Origin of the sequence: Pollutimonas bauzanensis (genome assembly GCF_900129885.1) — a bacterium.
GTDB classification, from domain to species: domain Bacteria; phylum Pseudomonadota; class Gammaproteobacteria; order Burkholderiales; family Burkholderiaceae_B; genus Pollutimonas; species Pollutimonas bauzanensis.
The window spans coordinates 240,329-261,314 of the sequence record NZ_FQXE01000006.1 but is presented as its reverse complement, the minus strand read 5'-3'; the positions used below and the strand labels follow the sequence as shown (position 1 = coordinate 261,314).

Annotated in this window: 17 protein-coding genes and 1 pseudogene; 14 read left to right on the top strand and 4 right to left on the bottom strand. The window is 59.4% G+C overall.

From position 1 onward, the window contains the following. Positions 1 to 18: 18 nt before the first annotated feature. The 5 genes from BUB23_RS13455 to BUB23_RS13435 all read left to right on the top strand — a co-directional run bounded on the left by BUB23_RS13455 (position 19) and on the right by BUB23_RS13435 (position 5,444). Positions 19 to 984, top strand: a complete 966-nt coding sequence (locus BUB23_RS13455) for a Bug family tripartite tricarboxylate transporter substrate binding protein (RefSeq protein WP_143160977.1) — start codon at positions 19 to 21, stop codon at positions 982 to 984. Between the two features lie 92 nt (positions 985 to 1,076). Then, entirely contained in the window at positions 1,077 to 1,994 is a 918-nt protein-coding gene (locus BUB23_RS13450) for an SMP-30/gluconolactonase/LRE family protein (protein WP_073103751.1), read from the top strand. Between the two features lie 94 nt (positions 1,995 to 2,088). Then, positions 2,089 to 3,087: a Bug family tripartite tricarboxylate transporter substrate binding protein gene (locus BUB23_RS13445; protein WP_143160976.1), complete on the top strand. Its 999-nt coding sequence runs from the start codon at positions 2,089 to 2,091 to the stop codon at positions 3,085 to 3,087. A gap of 85 nt (positions 3,088 to 3,172) precedes the next feature. Continuing rightward, a complete protein-coding gene (locus tag BUB23_RS13440) occupies positions 3,173 to 4,141 on the top strand; it encodes a hydroxymethylglutaryl-CoA lyase (RefSeq protein ID WP_073103748.1) in 969 nt (322 codons plus the stop codon). Positions 4,142 to 4,208: 67 nt separating this feature from the next. After that, positions 4,209 to 5,444 (top strand): CaiB/BaiF CoA transferase family protein, encoded by a 1,236-nt coding sequence (locus BUB23_RS13435; protein ID WP_073103747.1) that lies wholly within the window; start codon positions 4,209 to 4,211, stop codon positions 5,442 to 5,444. Positions 5,445 to 5,789: 345 nt separating this feature from the next. Here BUB23_RS13435 and BUB23_RS26450 read toward each other — a convergent pair whose 3' ends face one another. Next, the gene (locus tag BUB23_RS26450) at positions 5,790 to 6,059 is read right to left on the bottom strand and encodes an aldehyde dehydrogenase family protein (RefSeq protein ID WP_425439546.1); all 270 of its coding nucleotides are present in this window, start codon (positions 6,057 to 6,059) and stop codon (positions 5,790 to 5,792) included. A gap of 46 nt (positions 6,060 to 6,105) precedes the next feature. On the opposite strand from BUB23_RS26450, the pseudogene BUB23_RS27805 reads away from it, so the two are divergent. Beyond that, a pseudogene (locus BUB23_RS27805) lies at positions 6,106 to 6,268 on the top strand (IS5/IS1182 family transposase); the annotation flags it as partial. 438 nt (positions 6,269 to 6,706) lie between these two features. Here the strand turns inward: BUB23_RS27805 and BUB23_RS26705 are convergent. The 3 genes from BUB23_RS26705 to BUB23_RS13415 all read right to left on the bottom strand — a co-directional run bounded on the left by BUB23_RS26705 (position 6,707) and on the right by BUB23_RS13415 (position 9,321). Further along, complete coding sequence (locus tag BUB23_RS26705; RefSeq protein WP_143160975.1) at positions 6,707 to 7,624, bottom strand: ETEC_3214 domain-containing protein; 918 nt, start codon at positions 7,622 to 7,624, stop codon at positions 6,707 to 6,709. A 90-nt stretch (positions 7,625 to 7,714) separates the two neighbouring features. Next, a complete protein-coding gene (locus tag BUB23_RS13420) occupies positions 7,715 to 9,061 on the bottom strand; it encodes a type II toxin-antitoxin system HipA family toxin (protein WP_073103746.1) in 1,347 nt (448 codons plus the stop codon). Continuing rightward, a complete protein-coding gene (locus BUB23_RS13415) occupies positions 9,058 to 9,321 on the bottom strand; it encodes a helix-turn-helix transcriptional regulator (protein ID WP_073103744.1) in 264 nt (87 codons plus the stop codon). The genes BUB23_RS13420 and BUB23_RS13415 overlap by 4 nt, the downstream gene beginning before the upstream one ends. A gap of 1,189 nt (positions 9,322 to 10,510) precedes the next feature. Between BUB23_RS13415 and BUB23_RS13410 the strand changes: the two genes are divergently transcribed. The 8 genes from BUB23_RS13410 to BUB23_RS13375 all read left to right on the top strand — a co-directional run bounded on the left by BUB23_RS13410 (position 10,511) and on the right by BUB23_RS13375 (position 20,982). After that, positions 10,511 to 11,686 carry a mandelate racemase/muconate lactonizing enzyme family protein gene (locus tag BUB23_RS13410; protein ID WP_073103743.1) on the top strand — a complete coding sequence of 392 codons (1,176 nt, stop codon included), beginning with the start codon at positions 10,511 to 10,513 and terminating at the stop codon, positions 11,684 to 11,686. A gap of 32 nt (positions 11,687 to 11,718) precedes the next feature. Continuing rightward, entirely contained in the window at positions 11,719 to 12,948 is a 1,230-nt protein-coding gene (locus tag BUB23_RS13405; RefSeq protein WP_073103742.1) for a pyridoxal-phosphate-dependent aminotransferase family protein, read from the top strand. A gap of 160 nt (positions 12,949 to 13,108) precedes the next feature. Further along, positions 13,109 to 14,152, top strand: a complete 1,044-nt coding sequence (locus tag BUB23_RS13400; protein ID WP_073103740.1) for an extracellular solute-binding protein — start codon at positions 13,109 to 13,111, stop codon at positions 14,150 to 14,152. A 12-nt stretch (positions 14,153 to 14,164) separates the two neighbouring features. Next, positions 14,165 to 15,874, top strand: a complete 1,710-nt coding sequence (locus BUB23_RS13395; RefSeq protein WP_073103833.1) for an ABC transporter permease — start codon at positions 14,165 to 14,167, stop codon at positions 15,872 to 15,874. A gap of 62 nt (positions 15,875 to 15,936) precedes the next feature. Then, complete coding sequence (locus BUB23_RS13390; RefSeq protein WP_073103738.1) at positions 15,937 to 17,001, top strand: ABC transporter ATP-binding protein; 1,065 nt, start codon at positions 15,937 to 15,939, stop codon at positions 16,999 to 17,001. Between the two features lie 84 nt (positions 17,002 to 17,085). After that, positions 17,086 to 18,135, top strand: coding sequence for an ABC transporter substrate-binding protein (locus BUB23_RS13385; RefSeq protein ID WP_073103736.1), 1,050 nt, complete (start codon positions 17,086 to 17,088; stop codon positions 18,133 to 18,135). Beyond that, positions 18,113 to 19,426 carry an amidase gene (locus BUB23_RS13380; RefSeq protein ID WP_245801268.1) on the top strand — a complete coding sequence of 438 codons (1,314 nt, stop codon included), beginning with the start codon at positions 18,113 to 18,115 and terminating at the stop codon, positions 19,424 to 19,426. Before BUB23_RS13385 ends, BUB23_RS13380 begins: the two co-directional genes overlap by 23 nt. A 242-nt stretch (positions 19,427 to 19,668) precedes the next feature. After that, positions 19,669 to 20,982 (top strand): amidase, encoded by a 1,314-nt coding sequence (locus tag BUB23_RS13375; protein ID WP_073103733.1) that lies wholly within the window; start codon positions 19,669 to 19,671, stop codon positions 20,980 to 20,982. Positions 20,983 to 20,986: the final 4 nt, after the last annotated feature.

The window sequence follows — 20,986 nt, the reverse complement described above, 5'->3', positions numbered from 1 at the left end:
ACACAAAGGAGACATCCCTTGAATCGTAGAATTTTCATGCATACAGTGGCTGCGGGCGGCGCAATGGTGCTTGGCGTTCGCAGCGCCTCAGCCGCTAACTATCCTATCAAACCTGTAGTCATTGTCGTAGCGTTCCCTCCCGGAGGAGGAGCCGATACCCTGACACGCGCTCTGTCAGCACCACTTGCCCAAGCCTTGGGGCAATCCGTGATCGTCGAAAATAAGCCTGGCGCATCCACCGTGATAGGGGCCGACTATGTCGCCAAATCCCTCCCCGATGGCTATACCTTGCTTGTCACCAGTCCTCCGCATGTGAGCAACCCATCGCTGATGGACAAGCTTCCGTTTGATACCGTAAATGATTTCGCCCCAGTATGCCTTGCCGCCAAATCGCCGTTTGTGTTGGTTGTCAAACCCGACTCTCCCATCAAGGCGCTGGACGACCTTATTGCCCTGGCCAAGATAAAACAACTTACTTTCGGATCTTCAGGCAACGGCACCAGCGATCACCTGTCCACAGAAATGTTGTGCCATATGCACGGGATTGCGATGCTGCACATTCCTTACAAAGGGACCGGGCCAGCACTGATAGACCTGATGGGAGGACACATCGACCTCATGTTCGCCAACATTGTGGGAGCGGCGCCATTGATGCGCGCGGGCAAGCTGCGTGCAATCGCAGTGACCACGGCAGAACGCTCATCCTTGTTGCCCGAGCTGCCTACAGTCCAGGAATTGATAGAAATGCCGTTTGATGTGAGCGCCTGGACGGGATTCCTTGCGCCAGCTGGCACAGACCCAGCCATTGTCGACCGCCTTAATCGAGAAATACGGTCATCTCTTGAGGTCAAGCAGGTAAAGGACATCATGAAGAGCAGCGGCGCCGATGCCGTCGGCAGCACACCAGCTGAATTTCAGGGCTTCATTGTCAACGAGATCAATAAGTGGAGCGAAATCATCAAGGCGGCCGGCATAAAAGTGTAAGCCCCCAAAACCTTGGAAGCTTACGTCCTTCCGCTCAGATCAAACGACGAAGAATATTGTACGGAAATCCACAAATCCATAGAGGCAATAGCATGGAAAAGCAGATAAAAGTAATGGCGACAGGACTCCAGTTTCCGGAAGGGCCGGTTGCGATGAAGGACGGCTCCGTTCTGGTATCCGAAATTCGCGCAGGCCGCGTGACTCGCGTGGCTGCGGACGGCACCCTCACCACAGTCTCAACGTGTAAAGGCGGCCCAAATGGCCTGGCCATTGGTCCCGATGATGCGCTGTATGTATGCAATAACGGCGGCAATTCATATTTGCCAGATCACTTTGCCGCGATGGGACCGGCTCAAGACTATGCCGGAGGCTCCATACAGCGCATAAGCATCGAAACAGGAACCGCAGAGACTCTATATACCCATTGTGGAGAACACCGACTTTCGGCTCCGAATGACCTGGTTTTTGACCAATATGGGGGTATGTATTTCAGCGACTTCGGCAAAAAACATGCTCGATATCGAGACCATGGCGCTATTTACTATGCGCATCCAGACGGATCAGGCATTGTGGAAGTGGCCTACCAAGTGGCCGCAGCAAACGGAATCGGCCTATCCCCTGCAGGGGATGTGCTATACGTCACCGAGACAGAAACGTCCCGGCTCTGGGCATTTGATATTGCCGAGCCAGGACGGATAAACAAACAGCCCGCTCCATCGCCTCACGGCGGCCGCTTGATTTGTGGCCTTCCGGGCTACCAGCGCCTAGACAGCATGGCGATTGATGAAGAAGGGAACGTCTGCATTGGAACGCTCATAACTGGCCTTGTGACTGTCATTTCCCCCGACGGACGCGTTATACGCAAGGTTGAAATGCCTGATACCCATGTCACTAATATTTGCTTCGGTGGGCCGGATATGAAAACCGCATTCATCACGCTTGCCTCTTCGGGAAAACTGGTGGCCATGCCATGGTGGGAAGCCGGTTTGAAACTCAACTTCAATGCGTGATCATCAGCGATACGCCATTTTCAGCATATGCCGCCCCCATGCGGCAAACTGATTTTCCAAATAACGAATATCTCGACTCTTCTTGGACATCATCATGCAAAAATCTTCCTTCAACCCAAGGCACGCGATGGCAAGCGGAATGGTCTGCGCCCTGCTCGCCATTTTCACCTTCACAGTGTCATCTGCACGGGCCCATGGTTTTCCAGATCGCCCTATAGCGCTCGTTGTCGGATACCCTCCAGGTGGCGCCGCGGACATGATCGCACGTGTTCTGGCGCCATCTTTGGGGGAAAAGCTAGGTACCACTGTAGTCGTGGAAAACCGCGCTGGCGCAAATGGCACCATTGGAGCCAATCACGTAGCCAAATCCAAGCCGGACGGCCATACCTTGCTGCTTTCCAGCTTGAGTCCTATGGTCTTGAGCCCGCAGACCATGTCGAAACCACCTTACCAATCCGTCAGCGATTTTGCTGCCATAAATATGGTGGGACTGGCTCCCGAAGCGATTGCCTTGGGCCCGAATCTTAAAATCAAAACATTGAAAGAGCTATTGGTCTACGCAAGCAAGAATCAGGTGACGCTCGCATCGTCCGGCGTGGGCGGACTACCTCATTTGACTATCGAGTTGCTGAAACAAGCGTCCGAAGGAAATATTGTCCATGTTGCTTACAAGGGAGCAGGCCCGGCCATCACGGATACGCTGGGCGGCCATACTGACGGTATCGTCATGGATCTTCCGCCGTTGTATAGCCTTATTAAAGACAATCGATTGCATGCATTGGCGGTTACCAGCGAAACACGATCCAAGTTCCTGCCCGATTTGCCTACAGCAATGGAAGAGCTATCGAATTTCAACGTTGTCAATTGGGTAGGGGTATTTGCTCCAGCGAATACTTCCAGTCAAGTCATTACTCGCATAGATGCGGCGATCAAAGAGATCGTCGCGGCAGATGATTTTCAAAAAAAGCTCACAGACGTAGCCATGATGCCCTCGACAATGTCTGGCCCTGCAGCCTTCCAAAATTATTTCAATGGTGAGTACATGCGCTGGGGAGCCGTCCTGAAAGAATCGGCCGTCGCAATGCAGGATTAGGCGCTAACAATCAGGTCAGGTCAGCTCACCAGCCTCAAAAAGGATTATTTTATGAAAGTCATGCTACAACCGTCAGGAGGTCTGAATGTCGGATCTTCCTAAGAAAGTACGCATCAATGAAGAGGGGCCGCGCGAAGGTTTCCAGATAGAGAAGGGCCCCATATCCACCGGGCAAAAAATCGCACTTATCGACAGCCTGTCGAAGACCGGCCTGAAGCAGATCCAAACTGTTTCATTCGTGCCGGCGAAGAATGTTCCCGGCATGGCGGATGCCGATGAGGTAGTGCGCGGCTTCACCCGAGCGCCAGGGGTAGCGTATACAGGCTTGTGGTTGAACGAAAAAGGTCTGCAGCGCGCTATCGCCACCGGCAAGCTGGACATCAAGGGTACGCTTTTATTGTGCGCCTCCGAAAATTTCTTGCAACGCAATCAGAATCGCGGCTTCAAGGAGAATATCGAGGCACAGCACAGGATGGTCGCCGTCTATCAAGAACACCAGATACCCGTAATCCGCGCGGGGCTTGCTGCGGCTTTCGGCTGCAATTTTGAAGGCGATGTCCCGCTTGCGCGCATTTTGGAAATGCTGCGGGAAATGCTGGATATCGGCGAGCAATATGGGCTCAAGCTGGAGGTGATTTCCCTGGCCGACACCATGGCCTGGGCCACGCCCGTCTCCATCAAACGCGTAGTCGGAGCCGTGCGCGACAAATATCCAGACTTGCCTATTTCGCTGCATCTGCACGATACGCGCGGCATGGGTATTGCCAATGCCTATGCCGGACTGGAAATGGGCGTAGGGATCTACGATGCGACAGTAGGAGGGCTGGGTGGATGCCCGTTCGCTGCCCACCGTGGCGCCGCCGGCAATGTATGCACCGAAGATCTGGTATTCATGTGCCACGAAATGGGGATCGAAACTGGCGTCGACCTGGAAGCACTGATGGAATCGGCCTTGATGGCGCAAGAAATAGTCGGGCATGAGCTCCCCGGAACGGTAATGAAAGGGGGATCGCTGGCGAAGCTACGCCAGAAAATAGCAGCGGCGGCCGTCTGATGGCCGGCGCTGATTTACCCAGCGCTGATTTATCAACTCTCGACACCAACATCCAGCAGGTATCTACATGAATCACTCTACGAACAACGATCCGATCGCTGGCCGCGCTGTGCAAGCCTTGCCTTACCAAGGGATACGCGTGGTGGAATTTTCCCATATGGTCATGGGCCCCGCCTGCGGCATGGTTCTGGCGGACCTTGGGGCCGAAGTCATCAAGATCGAGCCAGTAGGCGGCGATAACACGCGGCATCTGAAGGGTTCAGGGGCGGGCTTTTTCCCCATGTTCAATCGCAACAAAAAAAGCTTGCCGGTGAACATTAAAAGCGCTGAAGGCCGTGAACTCGTTCTTAAATTAATCGGAACGGCCGACATTGTCACCGAGAACTTCAAACCTGGCGCCATGGCAAAAATGGGTTTCGGCTATGAAACTCTGAAAAAACTCAATCCTGGATTGATTTACGTATCACATAAAGGATTTCTGCCCGGCCCTTACGAGCATAGAACCGCCCTGGACGAGGTAGTACAAATGATGGGGGGGTTGGCGTATATGACGGGCCCCGAAGGGAGGCCATTACGTGCCGGAGCGGCCGTCAACGACATCATGGGTGGCGTATTTGGTGCATTGGGCGCCATCGTCGCGCTCTGGGAACGCGCGCGTACCGGCCTTGGTCAGGAAGTACAGTCCGCACTTTTTGAAAACAATGTATTTCTTGTCGGCAATCATATGCTGCAACATGCCGCAACCGGTGCCCCCGCCGCGCCCATGCCCAGCCGCGTATCCGCCTGGGCAATCTACGATGTTTTCACCGTCGCTAACGATGCGCAAATATTTCTGGCCGTCGTATCGGACACGCAGTGGGAAGCTTTCTGCCGTAGCTTCAGCTTTGACGACTTGGCAAACGACGTCCGCTTGACACGGAACAACGACCGCGTCGCTGCGCGCGGCTGGCTGATGCCAGAGCTGCGCAAGCGTCTGTCCAGGTACACCATATCCGAGATCGAACACCGCTTCGAGGCAGGCAGCCTGCCTTATGCGCCCATCGGCAGACCAGAGGACTTGTATACGGACCAGCACCTCCTCGAAACCGGCGGTCTGGCGGATATCAAATTGCCCGATAACCGGCATTGCAGTGAAGCCAAAACACCGTTGCTGCCCTTCACTCTAGGCGGCCGCCGGCTGGGAGTCCGACTGAACCCGCCCGAATTGGGCGAAAATGGCAGGCAACTGCTTGGGGAGCTTGATTTCAATATAGAGCAAATCAGCGAACTGCAACAGAAGGGCGTCATCGGTGCGCTGAGCTAGCAGGCCAGCCGCCCCTGCCTACCATCGCGGCGAACCAACGGTGCCATTCGAAAGAAAATATGGCGAACTCACGATGCGAGCATGGCATCTGGGCCCAAGGCGGCCTTGGCGAGCGTACGCGGTGCCAGTTCCAAAGCCAGGCTTTTGATAAAACTCATTACGGCGCCTTTCGGCTCGATCGAGGTAAGCCGCCGAAAAAGTACAGTCAGCGCAAGATAAATGGATTGGCCGCAGCGCCGCCCGCAGCATAGAAGATCCAGGTGCTCTTGGTTTCCAGGAACTGCTGGATGGATTCCATGCCGCTTTCCCGCCCAATGCCAGAATGCATCATGCCGCCAAACGGCATCATGTAGCTGACGCGCTTAGCTCGACCAGCCGCTGGCTGAACTCTTCCTTGATCGAATACTGGACCTGCAGGCGAGAACCAGCGATGCAGGTCTGCCCGGTCGCGGCAAAAATACCCGAAACCACGCCCGATGCCGCAGCCGCCATATCGCAGTCATCGAAAACGATATTCGGCGACTTGCCTCCCAGCTCCAGAGACACACGTTTCATGCCCTTTGCCGCCTGGGCATAAATCTTTGTGCCGGTGGCGTCTGAACCCGTGAACGTCACCTTGGCGACGTCGGGGTGATCGATAAGAGCGGAGCCGATCTCGGCGTTGGTGGCGCTCGACACGGCGGACCGAACGCAGCCCGCAGAGATCGAGGCCAGGACCCACCGACTTCAAGACAAGATCGAGCGACTGCGTCAGCAGATGCGCGCCTTGGATGAAGTTAGAGAGAAGCTCAAGGATCACCCCCGACGGACAGCTATCGATGACATTGGCATACCCTCGCCGGACGAGGCACCGTGAGTGCGTGTAAGCGATTGGGGCGCCGACCGGCAAAACCCATCAGGGACAGCAAGCTTAATCTTGCAAGCAAAGTCCGAATGTACGGGTGCAATCTTCCTACCTTGCTACGACGAACTGGAAGCTTGACAAACGGGGGCGTCCAAGTACGCCCGGTGATTGACCGATATGTTCGACTACATCGAGGTCTTCTACAATCGACAACGGCACCACAGTCATTTAGGCCGGGTGGTTCTGAGGCGTTTGAAAGCGCCGCCGCCGTGAGGCACTGAGTTGTCCACCGTTTCGGGGGAAGTCCAATATGGGCCGGTACAAATGCCTGTGTGAGCGTCGCGCAGATGACGCACCCCCACTTACCACGGATATGGCGCTCGCCTGCAAACAGGCTAAGGCACACATCAAACTCGTCTTATCCAAATGCATCTTTGGCAAATGTCACGACCGTCTGATTGTCGGGTAAGTTGCGCGTACTAAAGTACTCAACGCCAAGGCCACAATCCTCGACCAAATTATCCAATGATGGGCCAACTAGCCCTCCTCCCAAACCGAAGGTGTTGGGATAATTTCGCCTTACCCGCATCCTGTCTTCATCCGAATCAGGGAACACGACATCGACACATCCTGGTGTTAAATCTGCACCAGCAGCATGAACGCCAAGATAGAGTGTCCGATAATTCCCCGGATTTGCCAGATAATAGCCTTCTGAATATTCAAAATATTTAGACCCTAGATAGTGAGCGAGAACGAAGCCATCGCTCAGATCTTTCTCCAGTCCCAAGAACGCAAAACCTCCAAGCCGACGATTTAAGACGGGAATTTCAACATCAGCTTCGTGGCTACGCAAAGTTATGGAATAGAACCGCAAAATATTTTTCGCATCGTAGACAAGTTGTAAATAACGATCAGGAAAGCTGTAGATTTCAGAAGCGGCTTGCGCTGTCCCGCAGTCTTGTCTTGCAACCGGGGGGCCTAGCATCTCTACAATATATTCGCGAGTAGTTCCATTGCTAATGGACAATGACCTGACATGCCGCACCGAGGCATCTTTTTTGGAAATATCACTATTGGCAGGCGGCTCGACACTGATGCTTGGCGATTCAGTATTAGCTACAGACGTGGGATTGGAGCTCTTGCTGTCGCGTTGGAACCAGCCCAACAGTTCTTGATATAGCTGCATTGCCGGTTGCACTGCAGGAATCGCTTGAGTAAAGGCCAGCCACAAAACAAGCGCAATACCTCCTCCCCCGAGTCTGTTGAGCCACCACCTACCGCTGTGCTTTGATTCAGATTTTTCAGAATTTGAAGAGGATGAGGGTATTTGATGCATGTGCTATTCCTCGGCTTCACTTTCGTTTTTTGTCGTTGATGGACTGAAAATGTGTGAACAGGCCCTAGGTCCATAGATCTCAGGCCGCCCCTACCGCTTACGCGGCCTACCCAACAACTCAGACCGCCCAATCACCTCTCGCCCACTTTCCACCCTTTTGGACTCCGAAAATCCCGCCTGAGCAATCGCCTCATCCAGCCTTCTAAAGGCAACCAAGCTCTTCGAACTCCGCAACGACGCCATCCCATCGTTCCAGGCATGTACCATCTGCTTGGCAACGGTATGCCAGCGAGGCTCATTCCTGGCAGCCTCGATCACCTCCTGCCCGACCTCAACCGCCGATTCGCATAAGCGCTCCACCATCTCCGCATACTGCTTCGGCGCAATGCCTAACCTAGCCTTGAAGAACCGTTCCAAGGTTTTCCCCACCGCCCAGGTTTGTCGCCCATCAACCGGCAACCCCGGCGGATTGGCGGCATAGCGAGGATAGGCCTGCGTAGTAACGACGTCATAGACCGGCGTATAGGCTACATCCTTCAGGCCGGTGTAATACAGCGCGATGCTCTTGGCATGGCAATCGGCATTGCGCACGACATAGTTGGTCAGCAAGTGCCAGCCGAACTGCTCCAGTTGCGCCCGCATAGCCGCAGCAGGCACATAGACCCGTGTGGCATTCAGCACACGCTCGGTCGTCGTTGCATATTTCTCGTGGGGCGGCAGCCCCAACAAGCCGCAGGCATCTTCGACCCCATGCATGACGACACCCCGCGCATCCACGTCAAACCGATCCACGACCAGGACACGCCCGTCTTCCGACATCCGCGTCCTGGCCACTGGCACAACGTTCAGGCGTTCCAGCACTCGCATGGTGTAGAACTCATTGAACCCGAGATAAGGCGTGCTGTCATCCGAGCCTTTGATGATGTGGCGGCTGGTGCGCAATGTGGGCTTACCCAGCACATGCGCAGACTCGTCCGCATTCTCTTCCGGCGCAATGAACTTGGGCACCATGCCGGAAATGGATGCGCGGGCATATCGACGCACCAGGCCTGCGAAGTGCGCTGTGGTGTTCTCGGCTTTGAGCAAAGACTCAATCTGCAGCGGCTCCATGTCCGCGCCAGGCGCCCCGCCTTCAGGCGTGACGGTGACACGTCCAATCCCCATCCCGCCGACAACAGCGAGCAGAGACAGATCCGTGCCATCCAGCAGCGGTCCGAACTCTTCTCGGATGATACTCAGCAAATAGCCTTCGGGCAGGTTCTGGCGAAAGAAGGGATGGAGGTCCCGCGGCCAGCGCCAGGGTTCCGCGCGCACCGGCATCGTCAGGCTGACGAAGTCCGTTGAAGCGGTATCCGGCAGATAGTTCAGGACATACTCGTCGCGCTCCCGATAGAGCTTGGCGACTGTCCTTCCACACACGTGCACGTCGAGTTTCATGGCCCGTCGCCCCGCCGCTGCTCGGCCAGGATATCCTCGACAGTCCGGACGTGGCCCTGTTTGACGGGCTTGAGGTCGTAGCCTGCGGCTTCCAGCAATCGCAGCAATACGGAAACGCTCATATCGCCTTTGGCAAGCGTCTCCATACGGGCAACGGTCGTGCGGGAGACCCCGGCGCGTCGGGCCAGGGCCTCCTGGCTCAGGCCGGCTTCCCTGCGCACGCTACGCAGCAAGTCTGCAACGTCAGCTAGTGTTGTCAATGTGTCCCCCAGGCATCAAGATTTAGCTTCTACAGCCAAAATGTATCTCACAAGGCACATCACAGCAAGCGTTGCATCCAAAATACCTTGCTTCAAGATGAAAAGAGCTCACAAAAGAGAGTTTTGTAGCCAACAAGCATCAAAATAATCAATATCAGCTATTTTTGATGCTTAGTGGCTACAATCCACAATCGCCAGCCACTACCACCTGGATCAAGGCCAAAATCAAGGCTGAATTCCCATTTAGAAAACAACAACCTGTTCAATATCAACATGATGCAGGCCTGATGCAAGTCTCGTTTCCCGCTCCAGAATTCATGTCCATGATCATGCCTCCTTCAGAAACTAGGCGATATCACGGTATGCCTTTGCGGATATTGGCGAGCAACGCCACCTTGCAGGGACCGCTACTCGATTCCGGACGGTCGGGCAGGCCGCTTCCTCTAGTCCGGGGATATCCACCGCCTAGCAGTAGGCAGTCCTCTTGCCCTGACATCAGGGTAAGACAGATATTCTGCTGCGGAATCGCATATCGTAGTTGTTGCGATGACAGAGCATAAGATCCGGCGGCAAAGCCTCAGGACGCCGTGTCAGCTGTCCCGCAATATATTTATATTCGCTGCCCCGCGACTTTGACTTGCAGTGCCACGTCCAGCCGCCGGCACATGGCGCCGGAACTCGCTGCCAGCTTATCCATGCTTGGATTGTGATGCGCATGGATGTTTCAAGTTCGTTCCCGACTGTCTCGGCGCGAGGCCGAAAGTCGAGGCTCTTTCGCTACTGCTGGCAAGCCACGCAACACCGTGTGTTCCTGGGCACCCATCCTAACGTGACCCTGCGCAATCCAAGCCGCACCCTGCTCGGCATAGGCGCCGCCCCAGAGTGAATTCCAAACGAAAGCCGTGCTCGGCAACGCCGAGACCGTTACGCCGCTTTTGGCGAAGTGGCTTGCCGGCGGCTGGCTGAGCGGGCCAACGCAGTCGATTCTCGGAAATATCTTATCCCGAAGTTGCTTGACAAAGCACTATAGACAACGTTATCTTTACCAAAGACAACGTTGTCTTATGTATTTATCAGCGCTACAGCCGATCGCGGCGGGCTGGGAACGCAGGGCAATGTCGATTGCCACGATTGACAGGCCGCGTTGTAGAACTTGGCAGATCGATGCTGCCGCACTAAGGAGTGTTTGATGAAAATCAGTGCTATCGAGACGTATCTGGTCTCCTCCCCCCTCGACGTCATCTGGAAAACCGGGATCGGGACCGGGACGCGACGCGATGAACTACTGGTCGTCGTGCGTACGGATGAAGGTTTGTACGGCCTCGGTTCCTCCTACCATTCACATGCTCCGCTGGCGGTGAAGGCCATCATTGACGAAAAGCTGGCGCCGATGGCGCTGGGCGAATCCGCCCTGGATATCCAGGGCGTGTGGGAAAAGCTTTATTATGGGTCGGTCTACCTGGGCGCCTCGGCGGTTTCCGCCATGTCGGGCATCGATATCGCACTCTGGGACATCCTGGGCAAAGTGTCCGGACAGCCGGTCGCCAGGCTGCTCGGCGGCGGCGGCGTCGAAAAAGTCGTCGCGTACGTCGGCTGCATGGTGCTGGGGCACAAGCCGCTGGAAGAATTGCTGCAGGAAGCCAAGAGCTATGCGGACCAGGGGTACCGGGCCATCAAGGTCCGCGGCGGCGCAGGCGTGGAGCGCGACATCGAGGTCGTGCGCGCGGCCCGGGAACTGCTTGGCCCGAAGGTCGATGTCATGATCGACATGAACGCCAGCTACAGTTGGCCCGAAGCGCTTCGGGTGGCGAAGGGGCTGGGTGAAGTCGGGGCATTCTGGATGGAAGACCCGTTCGACTTCACCGTTGCCAACCACCATGTGGAAGTCGGCCGGTTGACACGCGCGGGCCTGGTGCCCATCGCCTCCGGCGGCAATGTGTATTCCCGCTACGACGTGCTCAATCTCTTCAAGCAGGGCGGCGTCGATTTCATCACGCCCGATGCAGTGAAATGCGGCGGGATTTCCGAGGCCATCAAGGTGGCTCACCTTGCGAGCGCCCACAACATCCTGGTCGCCCCGCACACGCTGAGCGGCCTGGGACAGGTCGCGAATGTGCATTTCGCCGCCGCCATTCCCTCTCATGTCAGGGCTCACGTGGAATGGGACCCCAGCCCGAAAAATCCGCTGCGCGACGCCTTGCTGACCAACCCCATCAAGTTCGAGGACGGCTACCTGCACGTTCCGCAAGGTCCCGGCCTGGGCACCGACATCAACTGGGACGTCCTGAAGGAACTGCCCTTCGACACCGGCGAGGAAATCTCCGGTCACGGCCGGCCGCGCCAACGCCGCTGGAATCCGGCCTGAGGCAAGGCCTGGCCCATTAATGAGAGAGTCTTATGCTAAAGCTTGATTTCCACCGCACCGGCAATCATTTCCTGCAGATTCCCGGACCCAGCCCCGTACCCGACCGTGTCCTGCGGGCAATCAGCCTGCCGACGATCGACCACCGGGGCCCCGAGTTCGGTGCGCTGGGCATGAATATCCTGGCGGAGATCCGCGAGATATTCAAGACGGCGCACCCCGTTATCATTTACCCGGCTTCCGGGACTGGCGCCTGGGAAGCGGCCCTGGCCAATACGCTGAGCCCGGGCGATCCGGTCCTCATGTTCGAAACCGGCCACTTTGCTTCCTTATGGGCCAAGATGGCCGCCCGCCTGGGCCTGGAACCCGAAGTGCTGGCCTACGACGGCGCGGATGAGCAGCTTCCCGATGCGCCGGGCTGGCGCCGAGGCGTGCAGGCAGATCTCATTGAGGACAGGCTGCGCCGCGACCGGGCGCATCGTATCAAGGCGGTATGCGTCGTCCACAACGAAACCTCGACCGGCGTCACTTCGGATATCGCGGCGGTAAGGCGCGCCATCGATGCCGCCGCCCACCCGGCCCTGCTGATGGTGGACAGCATCTCCGGATTGGCATGCGCCGACTACAGGCATGACGAATGGGGGGTGGACGTCACCGTCAGCGGATCGCAGAAGGGCCTGATGCTGCCGCCCGGCATCAGCTTCAACGCGATCTCGCCCAAGGCCCTCGAAGCTTCCAAATCCGCCAGGCTTCCGCAAGCGTATTGGGCCTGGAATGAAATTCTGGCCGCCAACCAGACCGGCTATTGGCCGTACACACCCAGCACCAACCTGCTCTACGGGCTATCGGAAGCGTTGGACATGCTGCGCGACGAAGGCCTGGAACAGGTCTTCGCCAGGCATGAACGGTGGGCGGGTGGCATACGGGCGGCCGTCGCCGCGTGGGGCCTGCCCATCCAGTGCGCCCAGCCCGAATGCTATTCGCCGGTCTTGACCGGCGTCATCACACCGCCGGGTGTCGATGCCGATGCCCTGCGGAAACTGGTTTACCAGCGGTTCGATCTGTCGCTCGGCATGGGTCTGGGCAAGCTCAAGGGGCGCATGTTCCGGATGGGCCATTTGGGCAATACCAATGATTTGACGCTGATCGCCATGACCGCAGCGGTAGAGGCCGGCCTGAAACTCAGCGGCGTGCCACTGGCCGGCAGCGGCGTGGATGCGCTGACGGCGCATTTTTCCAGCCTCCGCCCGGACGCAGCCGCCTGAAGCGCGGACTGCCGCGCACTGCGCCGGCCCGAAGGGCGGGGCGACGCCCCGCGGCAATGCCCAGCGTTTCCCCGGGAAACGCCGGGAACCGATAAATCGTGGTGCTTCCCGCGGCAGGACATGCGGCGGGAAAGCCACCGCTCACGAGGAGACAGTCATCATGAAAAACCTACCCCTGCACGCTGCCTTATCGGCAAGCCTGATGGCCTGGGCTGGCGCCGCGCCGGCCCAGGCGCCCGAACCCTACAAGATCACGCCGCAGATCATCCAGGCGGCACAGAAGGAAGGCAAGGCCGTTCTCTACACATCGATCGATATGCGAGTGGCGCAGGCGCTGGCGCAGGGCTTCGAGGCCAAGTACCCGGGCGTGCGCGCCGAAGTGAACGTATCGGGCTCCGAACGCAATTTCCAGCGCCTGAACCAGGAATATGGCAGCCGCATCTACAACGTGGACGTCATCGACTCGCCGGACGCCTTCCATTTCGCCTATATGAAGCGCAAGGGCTGGCTCAAGGCCGCCGTCCCGGAAGACGTCGCCGCCTGGCCCGCCGCCGATCGAGACCCTGACGGCTACTTCGCCGCCGACCGGGCCACGTTGACGCTGATGTCGTACAACACCAAGCTGGTCAAACCCGAAGACGCCCCCAAGCGCTACAAGGACCTGCTGGACCCGAAATGGAAGGGCCGCATCATCAAGGCCAATCCGGCCTACAGCGGAACCATCATGGTGGACACCTACAACCTGAGCAAGGCGCTGGGCTGGAGCTACTTCGAAGGGTTGGGCCAGCAGGATGTGATGCAGATCCAGTCGGCGACGGAAACGTCCACCAAAGTAGCGCGGGGCGAGCGGGAAGTCGCGGCCGACGGCACGGAATACAACGTTCTCCTGCTGCGCGAGTCCGGCGCCACGATCCAGGAAATCTATCCTGCGGAAGGGTCGCCGTTCATCGTGGCCAACGCCGGAATACTCAAGAACGCGCCTCACCCCAATGCCGCGCTGCTGTTCTACCACTATCTGTTTTCGGCGCAGGGGCAGCAGATTCTGGTCGATATGGGCAGGATGCGTTCGCTGCACCCCGACATACAGGAAAAGGGGATGAAGCCGTTGACCGAAATCAAGCTGCTGCAATCGTCTGCCGCCGACATCGAACGCGATTTCGAGGCCACCAAGAAGCACTACGCAACGTACCTCGGGAACGACTAAATGGCAGCCATCATGGATTTGCGGAGCGGCCGTCCCTGGTTGCACCTGGATTTTTTAAAAACGGGACTCGTTCTGCTGGCTTTGGTGCTCGGCCTGCTGATCGTGCTGCCGATGGCCTGGCTGGTCTACTACAGCTTTATCGACCAGGACGGCGGCCTGACGCTGGGTAATTACGGCCTGCTGGTTACGGACACAACACTGCTGCGGCCCTTTCTGCGCACGCTCGGCATTGCCGTCAGCGTCGGGCTGCTGTGCTGCATCGTGGCGACGCCCCTGGCCTGGCTCGCCGCCCGCACGGACTTGCCCGGCCGCAGGATCCTGCGCATGCTGGTCATGGCATCGTTCGTGACGCCCCCGTTCCTGGGGGCGATCGCCTGGGAAATCCTGGCGGCGCCCAATACCGGACTGGTCAACGAATTGTTCCGGCACCTGGCCGGCCAACAGCGCAATGAACACCTGGTCAATATCTACACGATCCAGGGGCTGACATTCGTCATGACCTGCTATACCTTCCCGTACGTCTTCACCCTGGTTGCCAATGGCCTGGACCGCATTCCCTCCGACCTGGAAGATGCATCCTCCATATTGGGGGGCGGCATGACCACGACGCTGCGTCGCATCACCATCCCGCTGGTATTGCCGGCGCTGCTGGCGGGCGCCCTGATCGCCATTCTGCAGACCGTCACCGCGTTCGGCGAACCCGCCATTCTGGCCCTGCCAGCGGGATTCCACGTAGCCACCACGAAGATATGGAGCCTCTTTCAATACCCGCCCAAGCCGGAGCTGGCCGCCGCCGCGTCGATGCCGCTGTTTCTCATAGCGATTCTGCTGTTGCAGGGCAAGAGCTGGATCCTTGGCCGCAAGGGCTACACGATACAGGGCGGCAAGAGCGGTCAGGCACGGATCACCCCCCTGGGGAAGTGGAAGCCGGTGGCAATGGCCTATGCCGCGCTGATCCTGTCCCTGGCGATCGTCCTGCCCTATTTTGCGCTGTTCAAGACTGCGCTGACGCGCTTGGTATCGGACCCTCTGACGTTCGAGAACCTGACCCTCGAGCATTTCCGGTTCGTGTTCCTGGAATACTCACCCACGCAGTTGGCGATGTGGAACACATTCTCCCTGGGAATCCTGACGGCGACCGTGGGCACGTTCATCGCGCTGATGACAGCCTATATGGTGTCGCGCAGCCCTGTGCGCGGCAGCGCCGCCCTGGGCGTGCTGGCCACCATACCGATAGCCGTCCCCAGCATCGTGCTGGGGGTGGGCATCTTCCTGGCCTATTCCCAGCCCGAACTGCGCCTGTACGGCACCAGATGGATACTGCTGCTGGCCTTCCTGACTATCGCCATGCCTGCGGCCTACCAGCAGGTCCATGCCGCCTTCCAGGGCGTGCATGTCGAACTGGAGGAAGCCAGCCGCATCCTTGGATCCGGCCGCCTGCAGACCCTAAGGCGCATTACCGCTCCCCTGATCCGGACCAGCGTCATCGCAACCTGGTGCTTCGTTTTCGTCAGCACGATCCGGGAGCTGTCGGCATCTATCCTTCTGACCACCGCCAATACCAATCTTGTTTCGGTCATGATTTACAACCTCAATGAAAACGGCAACGGATTGGGGCCGATTTCCGTGCTGGGGATCGTGCTGCTGGGGGTATCGGTCACGGTAATTGCGCTGGTCAACAGGCTGCCGGGACACCGTTCCATGCAGCTGCGCCAGATCTGAATGTCAATAACACGCCATTTTCAATGCCGCCCACGGCGGCATGCATGCACTAAGGAAAAACCATGAGTTTCCTGGTACTGTCGGGCCTGACCAAACGGTATGGCTCATCGACTGTCGTCAACGATATATCGCTCTCCATCGACAAGGGCAAGCTTGTATGCCTGCTGGGACCTTCCGGCTGCGGCAAAACCACGACGCTGAGGCTGATTGCGGGATTCGTCGAGCCGGACGGCGGCGAAATCCACGTGAACGGGCGGCGCGTCTCCGCCTGCGGCGCCACGCGCCCGCCCGAGCATCGCAATATGTCGATGATCTTCCAGAGCTATGCGCTGTGGCCGCACATGACCATATTCGAGAACGTGGCCTACGGGCTCGAACTGCGCAAAATGAAGGGTCCGGAAATCCGGCGCCGCACCGAGCAGATTCTGGAAGTGACCAGACTGATCCAATTCTCGCAGCGCTACCCCGGCGAACTGTCCGGCGGACAGCAGCAGCGGGTGGCCCTGGCGCGGGCGCTCGTCATCGAACCCGAGATCCTGCTGCTCGACGAACCGCTTTCCAACCTCGACGCCAATCTGCGCGAGGAAATGCGCTTCGAGATCCGCCGGCTGCACGACGAATACCAATATACGACCGTCTATGTAACGCATGACCAGTCCGAAGCCATGACCACCGCCGACCAGATCGTCGTCATGAACCAGGGCATCATCGAACAGATGGGAACGCCCAAGGACATCTACGGCAAGCCGCAGTCCGAATTCGTTGCCCGCTTCATCGGCGGCGCGAACATCTTCAAGGGAAAATGGGACGGCGACGCATCAGTCGACGCAGACGGGCTGGTGCTGCGTTGCGGCTCGGGCAGCTTCGCCCGGGACGGCGAAACGGCGGTCTCCATCCGCCACTACGACACGCGCATTCTGCCAGCCCCATCGGCGGCCGCCGAGCCGAACCGGACGAGGGGCACCATAGTGCGTCAGTCCTACCTTGGGCAGTACCACGACTATCAGGTCATGCTGGCCTCTGGCAAGACTTTGCGCGTTTCGACACCCAGCGACATGCAGATGGAGAATGGTAGCGAGGTCGGACTGTATTTCCCGCCAGAACACTGCCGGGCGATGCGGCAGTGAGAGAGCCGGCGCCGCGGCGCGCATCGAATCTGGCCTCGCCGTTTCATATGATTCAGAAGTTCCCTGATGGAAAAGGAGACAACAATGCAATTGATTGGAAAAAAAGCGCTTGCCGCCGCCGCCGTGGCCATGTCGATAGGGTCGGGCTTCGCCATGGCACAGCCGGCCGCGCCTTACGGCGCCTCTGCCGAGCTGGTCGGAGCCGCCCAGAAGGAAGGGAAGGTCGTCTTCTATACATCGGTCGACCTCAAGGTTGCCGAAAAGCTCGCGGCCGCGTTCCAGGCGAAGTATCCCGGCATCACTGTCCAGGTCGAGCGCGGGGGCTCCGAGCGCAATTTCCAGCGCATCAATCAGGAATATGGCAGCAAGATCTACAACATCGATGTCATCGATTCGCCCGATGCCTTCCATTTTTCCTACTTCAAGCGCCAGGGCTGGCTCGCGCCCGCCGTGCCCGATGATCTCGCGAAATGGCCCGCCGAAGAAAAAGACCCCGAAGGCCTGTTCGCCAGCTCCTATGCCTTTCTTTCCATCATTGCGTACAACACGCAGCTGGTCAGCGCGCAGGACGCTCCCAGGAGCCACGCGGACCTGCTCGATCCCAAATGGCAGGGCAAGATCGTCAAGGCGCACCCCGCCTACAGCGGCGCCATCATGACCGCCACCTACGCGCTTGGCAAGACGCTGGGCTGGGACTACTTCCAGAAGCTGGGCCGGCAGGACGTCATGCAGATCCAGTCCGCCACCGCTACGCCGCAGAAGGTGGCGCAGGGCGAACGCGCAGTCATGGCCGACGGCACCGACTACAACGTCTTCATCCTGAAGGCGGCAGGCGCGCCTATCCAGGAGGTGTATCCGGCCGAAGGTTCACCCCTGCTGACCGAGCACGCCGGCGTGCTCAAACAGGCCCCGCATCCCAATGCGGCCCGGCTTTTCTACCACTACCTGTTTTCGCAAGAAGGGCAGCAAATCCTGGTCGACGCCGGCAAGATGCGCTCCTTCCACCCCGACGTGAAGGAAATCGCCGGGCGCAAGCCTTTGTCGGAAATCAAGCTGCTCCATGCGGACCCCGATGCCCTGGAACGGGAAATCGATACCATCAAGCAAAACTATGCGAAGTACTTCGGCACCTGACCGGACGGCCACCGACCCCTGCAGCATGAGCGCCGCCCGGGCAGCGCGGGAAATCAAGGAGGGACGCCTGACCAGCGAAGCGCTGGTCCAGGCCTGCCTGCGGAGGATCCGCGAGCGTGAGCCGCAGATCGGCGCCTGGGCCTATTACGACGCCGAATCGGCGCTGCGCCAAGCCCGCGCACTCGACCGGATGGCGCCCGGCTTGCGTGGCCCGCTGCATGGCATCCCGGTAGGGGTCAAAGACGTGCTCGACACCGCCGACATGCCCACCACCTACAATTCGCCCATCTACCAAGGGCACAGGCCGGCCTGGGACGCGGCCTGCGTCGCGGCGACCCGGCATGCCGGGGGCATCGCGCTGGGCAAGACAATGGCAACGGAATTCGCCAACAATCATCCGGCTCCCACGCGCAATCCGCGCGACCTGCAGCGTTCCCCAGGCGGGTCATCCAGCGGCTCGGCGGCAGCCGTGGCGGATTTCATGGTGCCCTTGGCTATCGGGACGCAGACCGGGGGATCGATCATTCGGCCGGCGGCATTCTGCGGGGTGGTCGGATACAAGCCCACCTTCGGCGCGATCAACCGCGCGGGACTCAAGGCCGTGGCCGAATCAGTCGACACCATCGGCGTCATCGCGCGCAGCGTCGAGGACGCGGCGCTGTTCGTCCATGCCGTCTCGGGCCGCCGCCTGCCCGATTTCGACGACCAGCCTCCCCCGCCCCGCATAGGCTTCTGCCGCAGCCCATACTGGGAACATGCCGACGAGGCCACCCGGAACCTGCTGGAAACCTCGGCATCCCGGCTGGCCCGCGCCGGCGCCAAGGTGCGGGACTTCACGCTGCCCCCCGAAGTTGCCGGCCTGTACACGGAACAGGACGCCATCGTCTATTTCGAAACGGCGCGCGCCCTGGCCTACGAGTTCCACCGCTTTCCCGGAAAAATCAGTGCCGCCCTGTCCGGCCGGCTTGAACAAGGCTGGCGGTATTCCTGCGAAGACTACGACGCAGCGCAGCACCATGCGGAAGCGGCGCGCATCATGCTTGCCGCGCAGATGGAAGGCTATGACATCCTGCTCACCCCCAGCGCGCATGGGGAAGCGCCCCGATGGCGGCAGCCGATCGGCGATTCGCTGTTCAACAAAAACTGGACGCTGCTGGGCCTGCCATGCGTGACGATTCCCTGCGGCACCGGTCCTTCGCGCCTGCCCTTGGGCGTACAGATCGTCGGGCCGCGCCATGCCGACGCCCGCACACTGCGGTACGCGCACTGGGTGTGGCAGCGGCTGGGCTGACATTTCCGGACACCATTGCCGCCCGCGCGGCGCTTTCGGCCAAGCGCGGCGGAAAAGGAGTGAGCTGAAGAGGACGCCATGCACAAACTGTTTGCTACCATTTCAAAAACTGGCATGGCTATCCTCCGGATGCCGGCCAAGGGCCGCGAGCCGGCCAAGGGCCGCGAGCCGGCCACGATCTTCCTACACCCAGTGAATGAACCACCCGCGGCCCCAAGGCCCGACGCTTGCGAGGAATTGTTATGCAACCATATGAACTGAGCGCTGCCGAAGCCGCCACGCTGATTGCTGCCAAAGAATTGTCCTGCGAAGAGCTGGCCCGTTCGACCTTGGCGCATATTGAAGCGCGTGAGCCGACGGTGCGCGCCTGGAGCTACATCGATCCGGGCCAGGTGCTGCGCAACGCGCGCGAACTGGACAAGGCCCCGCCGGCCGGCCCGCTGCATGGCCTGACCTTCGGCGTGAAAGACATCATCGACACAGCGGATATGCCCACCCAGTACAATTCGCCACTATACGTCGGCCACCGCCCCGGCAAGGATGCGGCCTGCGTGGCGGTGATGCGCCACAGCGGCGCGCTCATCGTGGGCAAGACCGATACGGTGGAATTCGCCTCCAGCGGGCGCAAGGCCGCCACCCACAATCCACACAACCCGGCGCACTCGCCCGGCGGCTCGTCTTCCGGCTCCGGAGCCGCGGTAGGCGACAAACAGGTCCAACTGGCGTTCGGCACCCAGACCGCCGGGTCGGTGATCCGGCCGGCCGCCTACAACGGTACCTATGCCATCAAGCCGACCCACGGCGCGGTCAGCTGCGAAGGCGTGCGCAGCGCCTCGCACACACTGGACACCCTGGGCTGGTTCGGCCGCTCGGTCGAGGACCTGCAACTGGTCGCGCGCGCCTTCCGGCTGCTGGGCGCGGAGGCCGCCAAGCCGGTCGAACTGCGCGGACTGAAGATAGGCCTATGCCGCAGCCCGGCGTGGGAAGTGGCCGATCCCTACGGGCGCGCCGCGCTGCTGGAAGCCGGGCGCAGGCTGGAAGCAGCCGGTGCGACGGTGTTCGAGCTGGACCTGCCTGCGCCATTCAATGGCCTGATCAAAGCGCAGCAGCTGATTGCGCGCGCCGAGAACGGCCCGGCCTTCCTGTCCGAGTATGTCGGGCCGAAACGCCACCTGCTGATGCGAAACTACTTGGACGTCGTCGAGAATGTCTCCGGAATCACGCCGGCTCAGCTGATTGCGGCCTATGATCTGGCAGCCGAATGCCGCCGCAGCTTCGATGCCATGTTCGGCGCGCAGCTGGACGCGGTGCTGACCCCGTCCTCGCCCGGCGAGGCGCCTGAAGGCCTGGCCTGCACGGGCGATCCGGTATTCAATGGCCTGTGGACCTTGCTGTACGCGCCTTGTGTGGCGATCCCGGTCGGCGCGAGCCCGCGTGCGCTGCCGCTGGGCGTGCAATTGGTGGGACCGCGCTTCTCCGACATGCAACTGCTCGAGATCGCCCAAGCTTGCGCCCCGGCCATCTACGAAAACAGTATTCTGGCCGCGCAGGCCTAGCGTC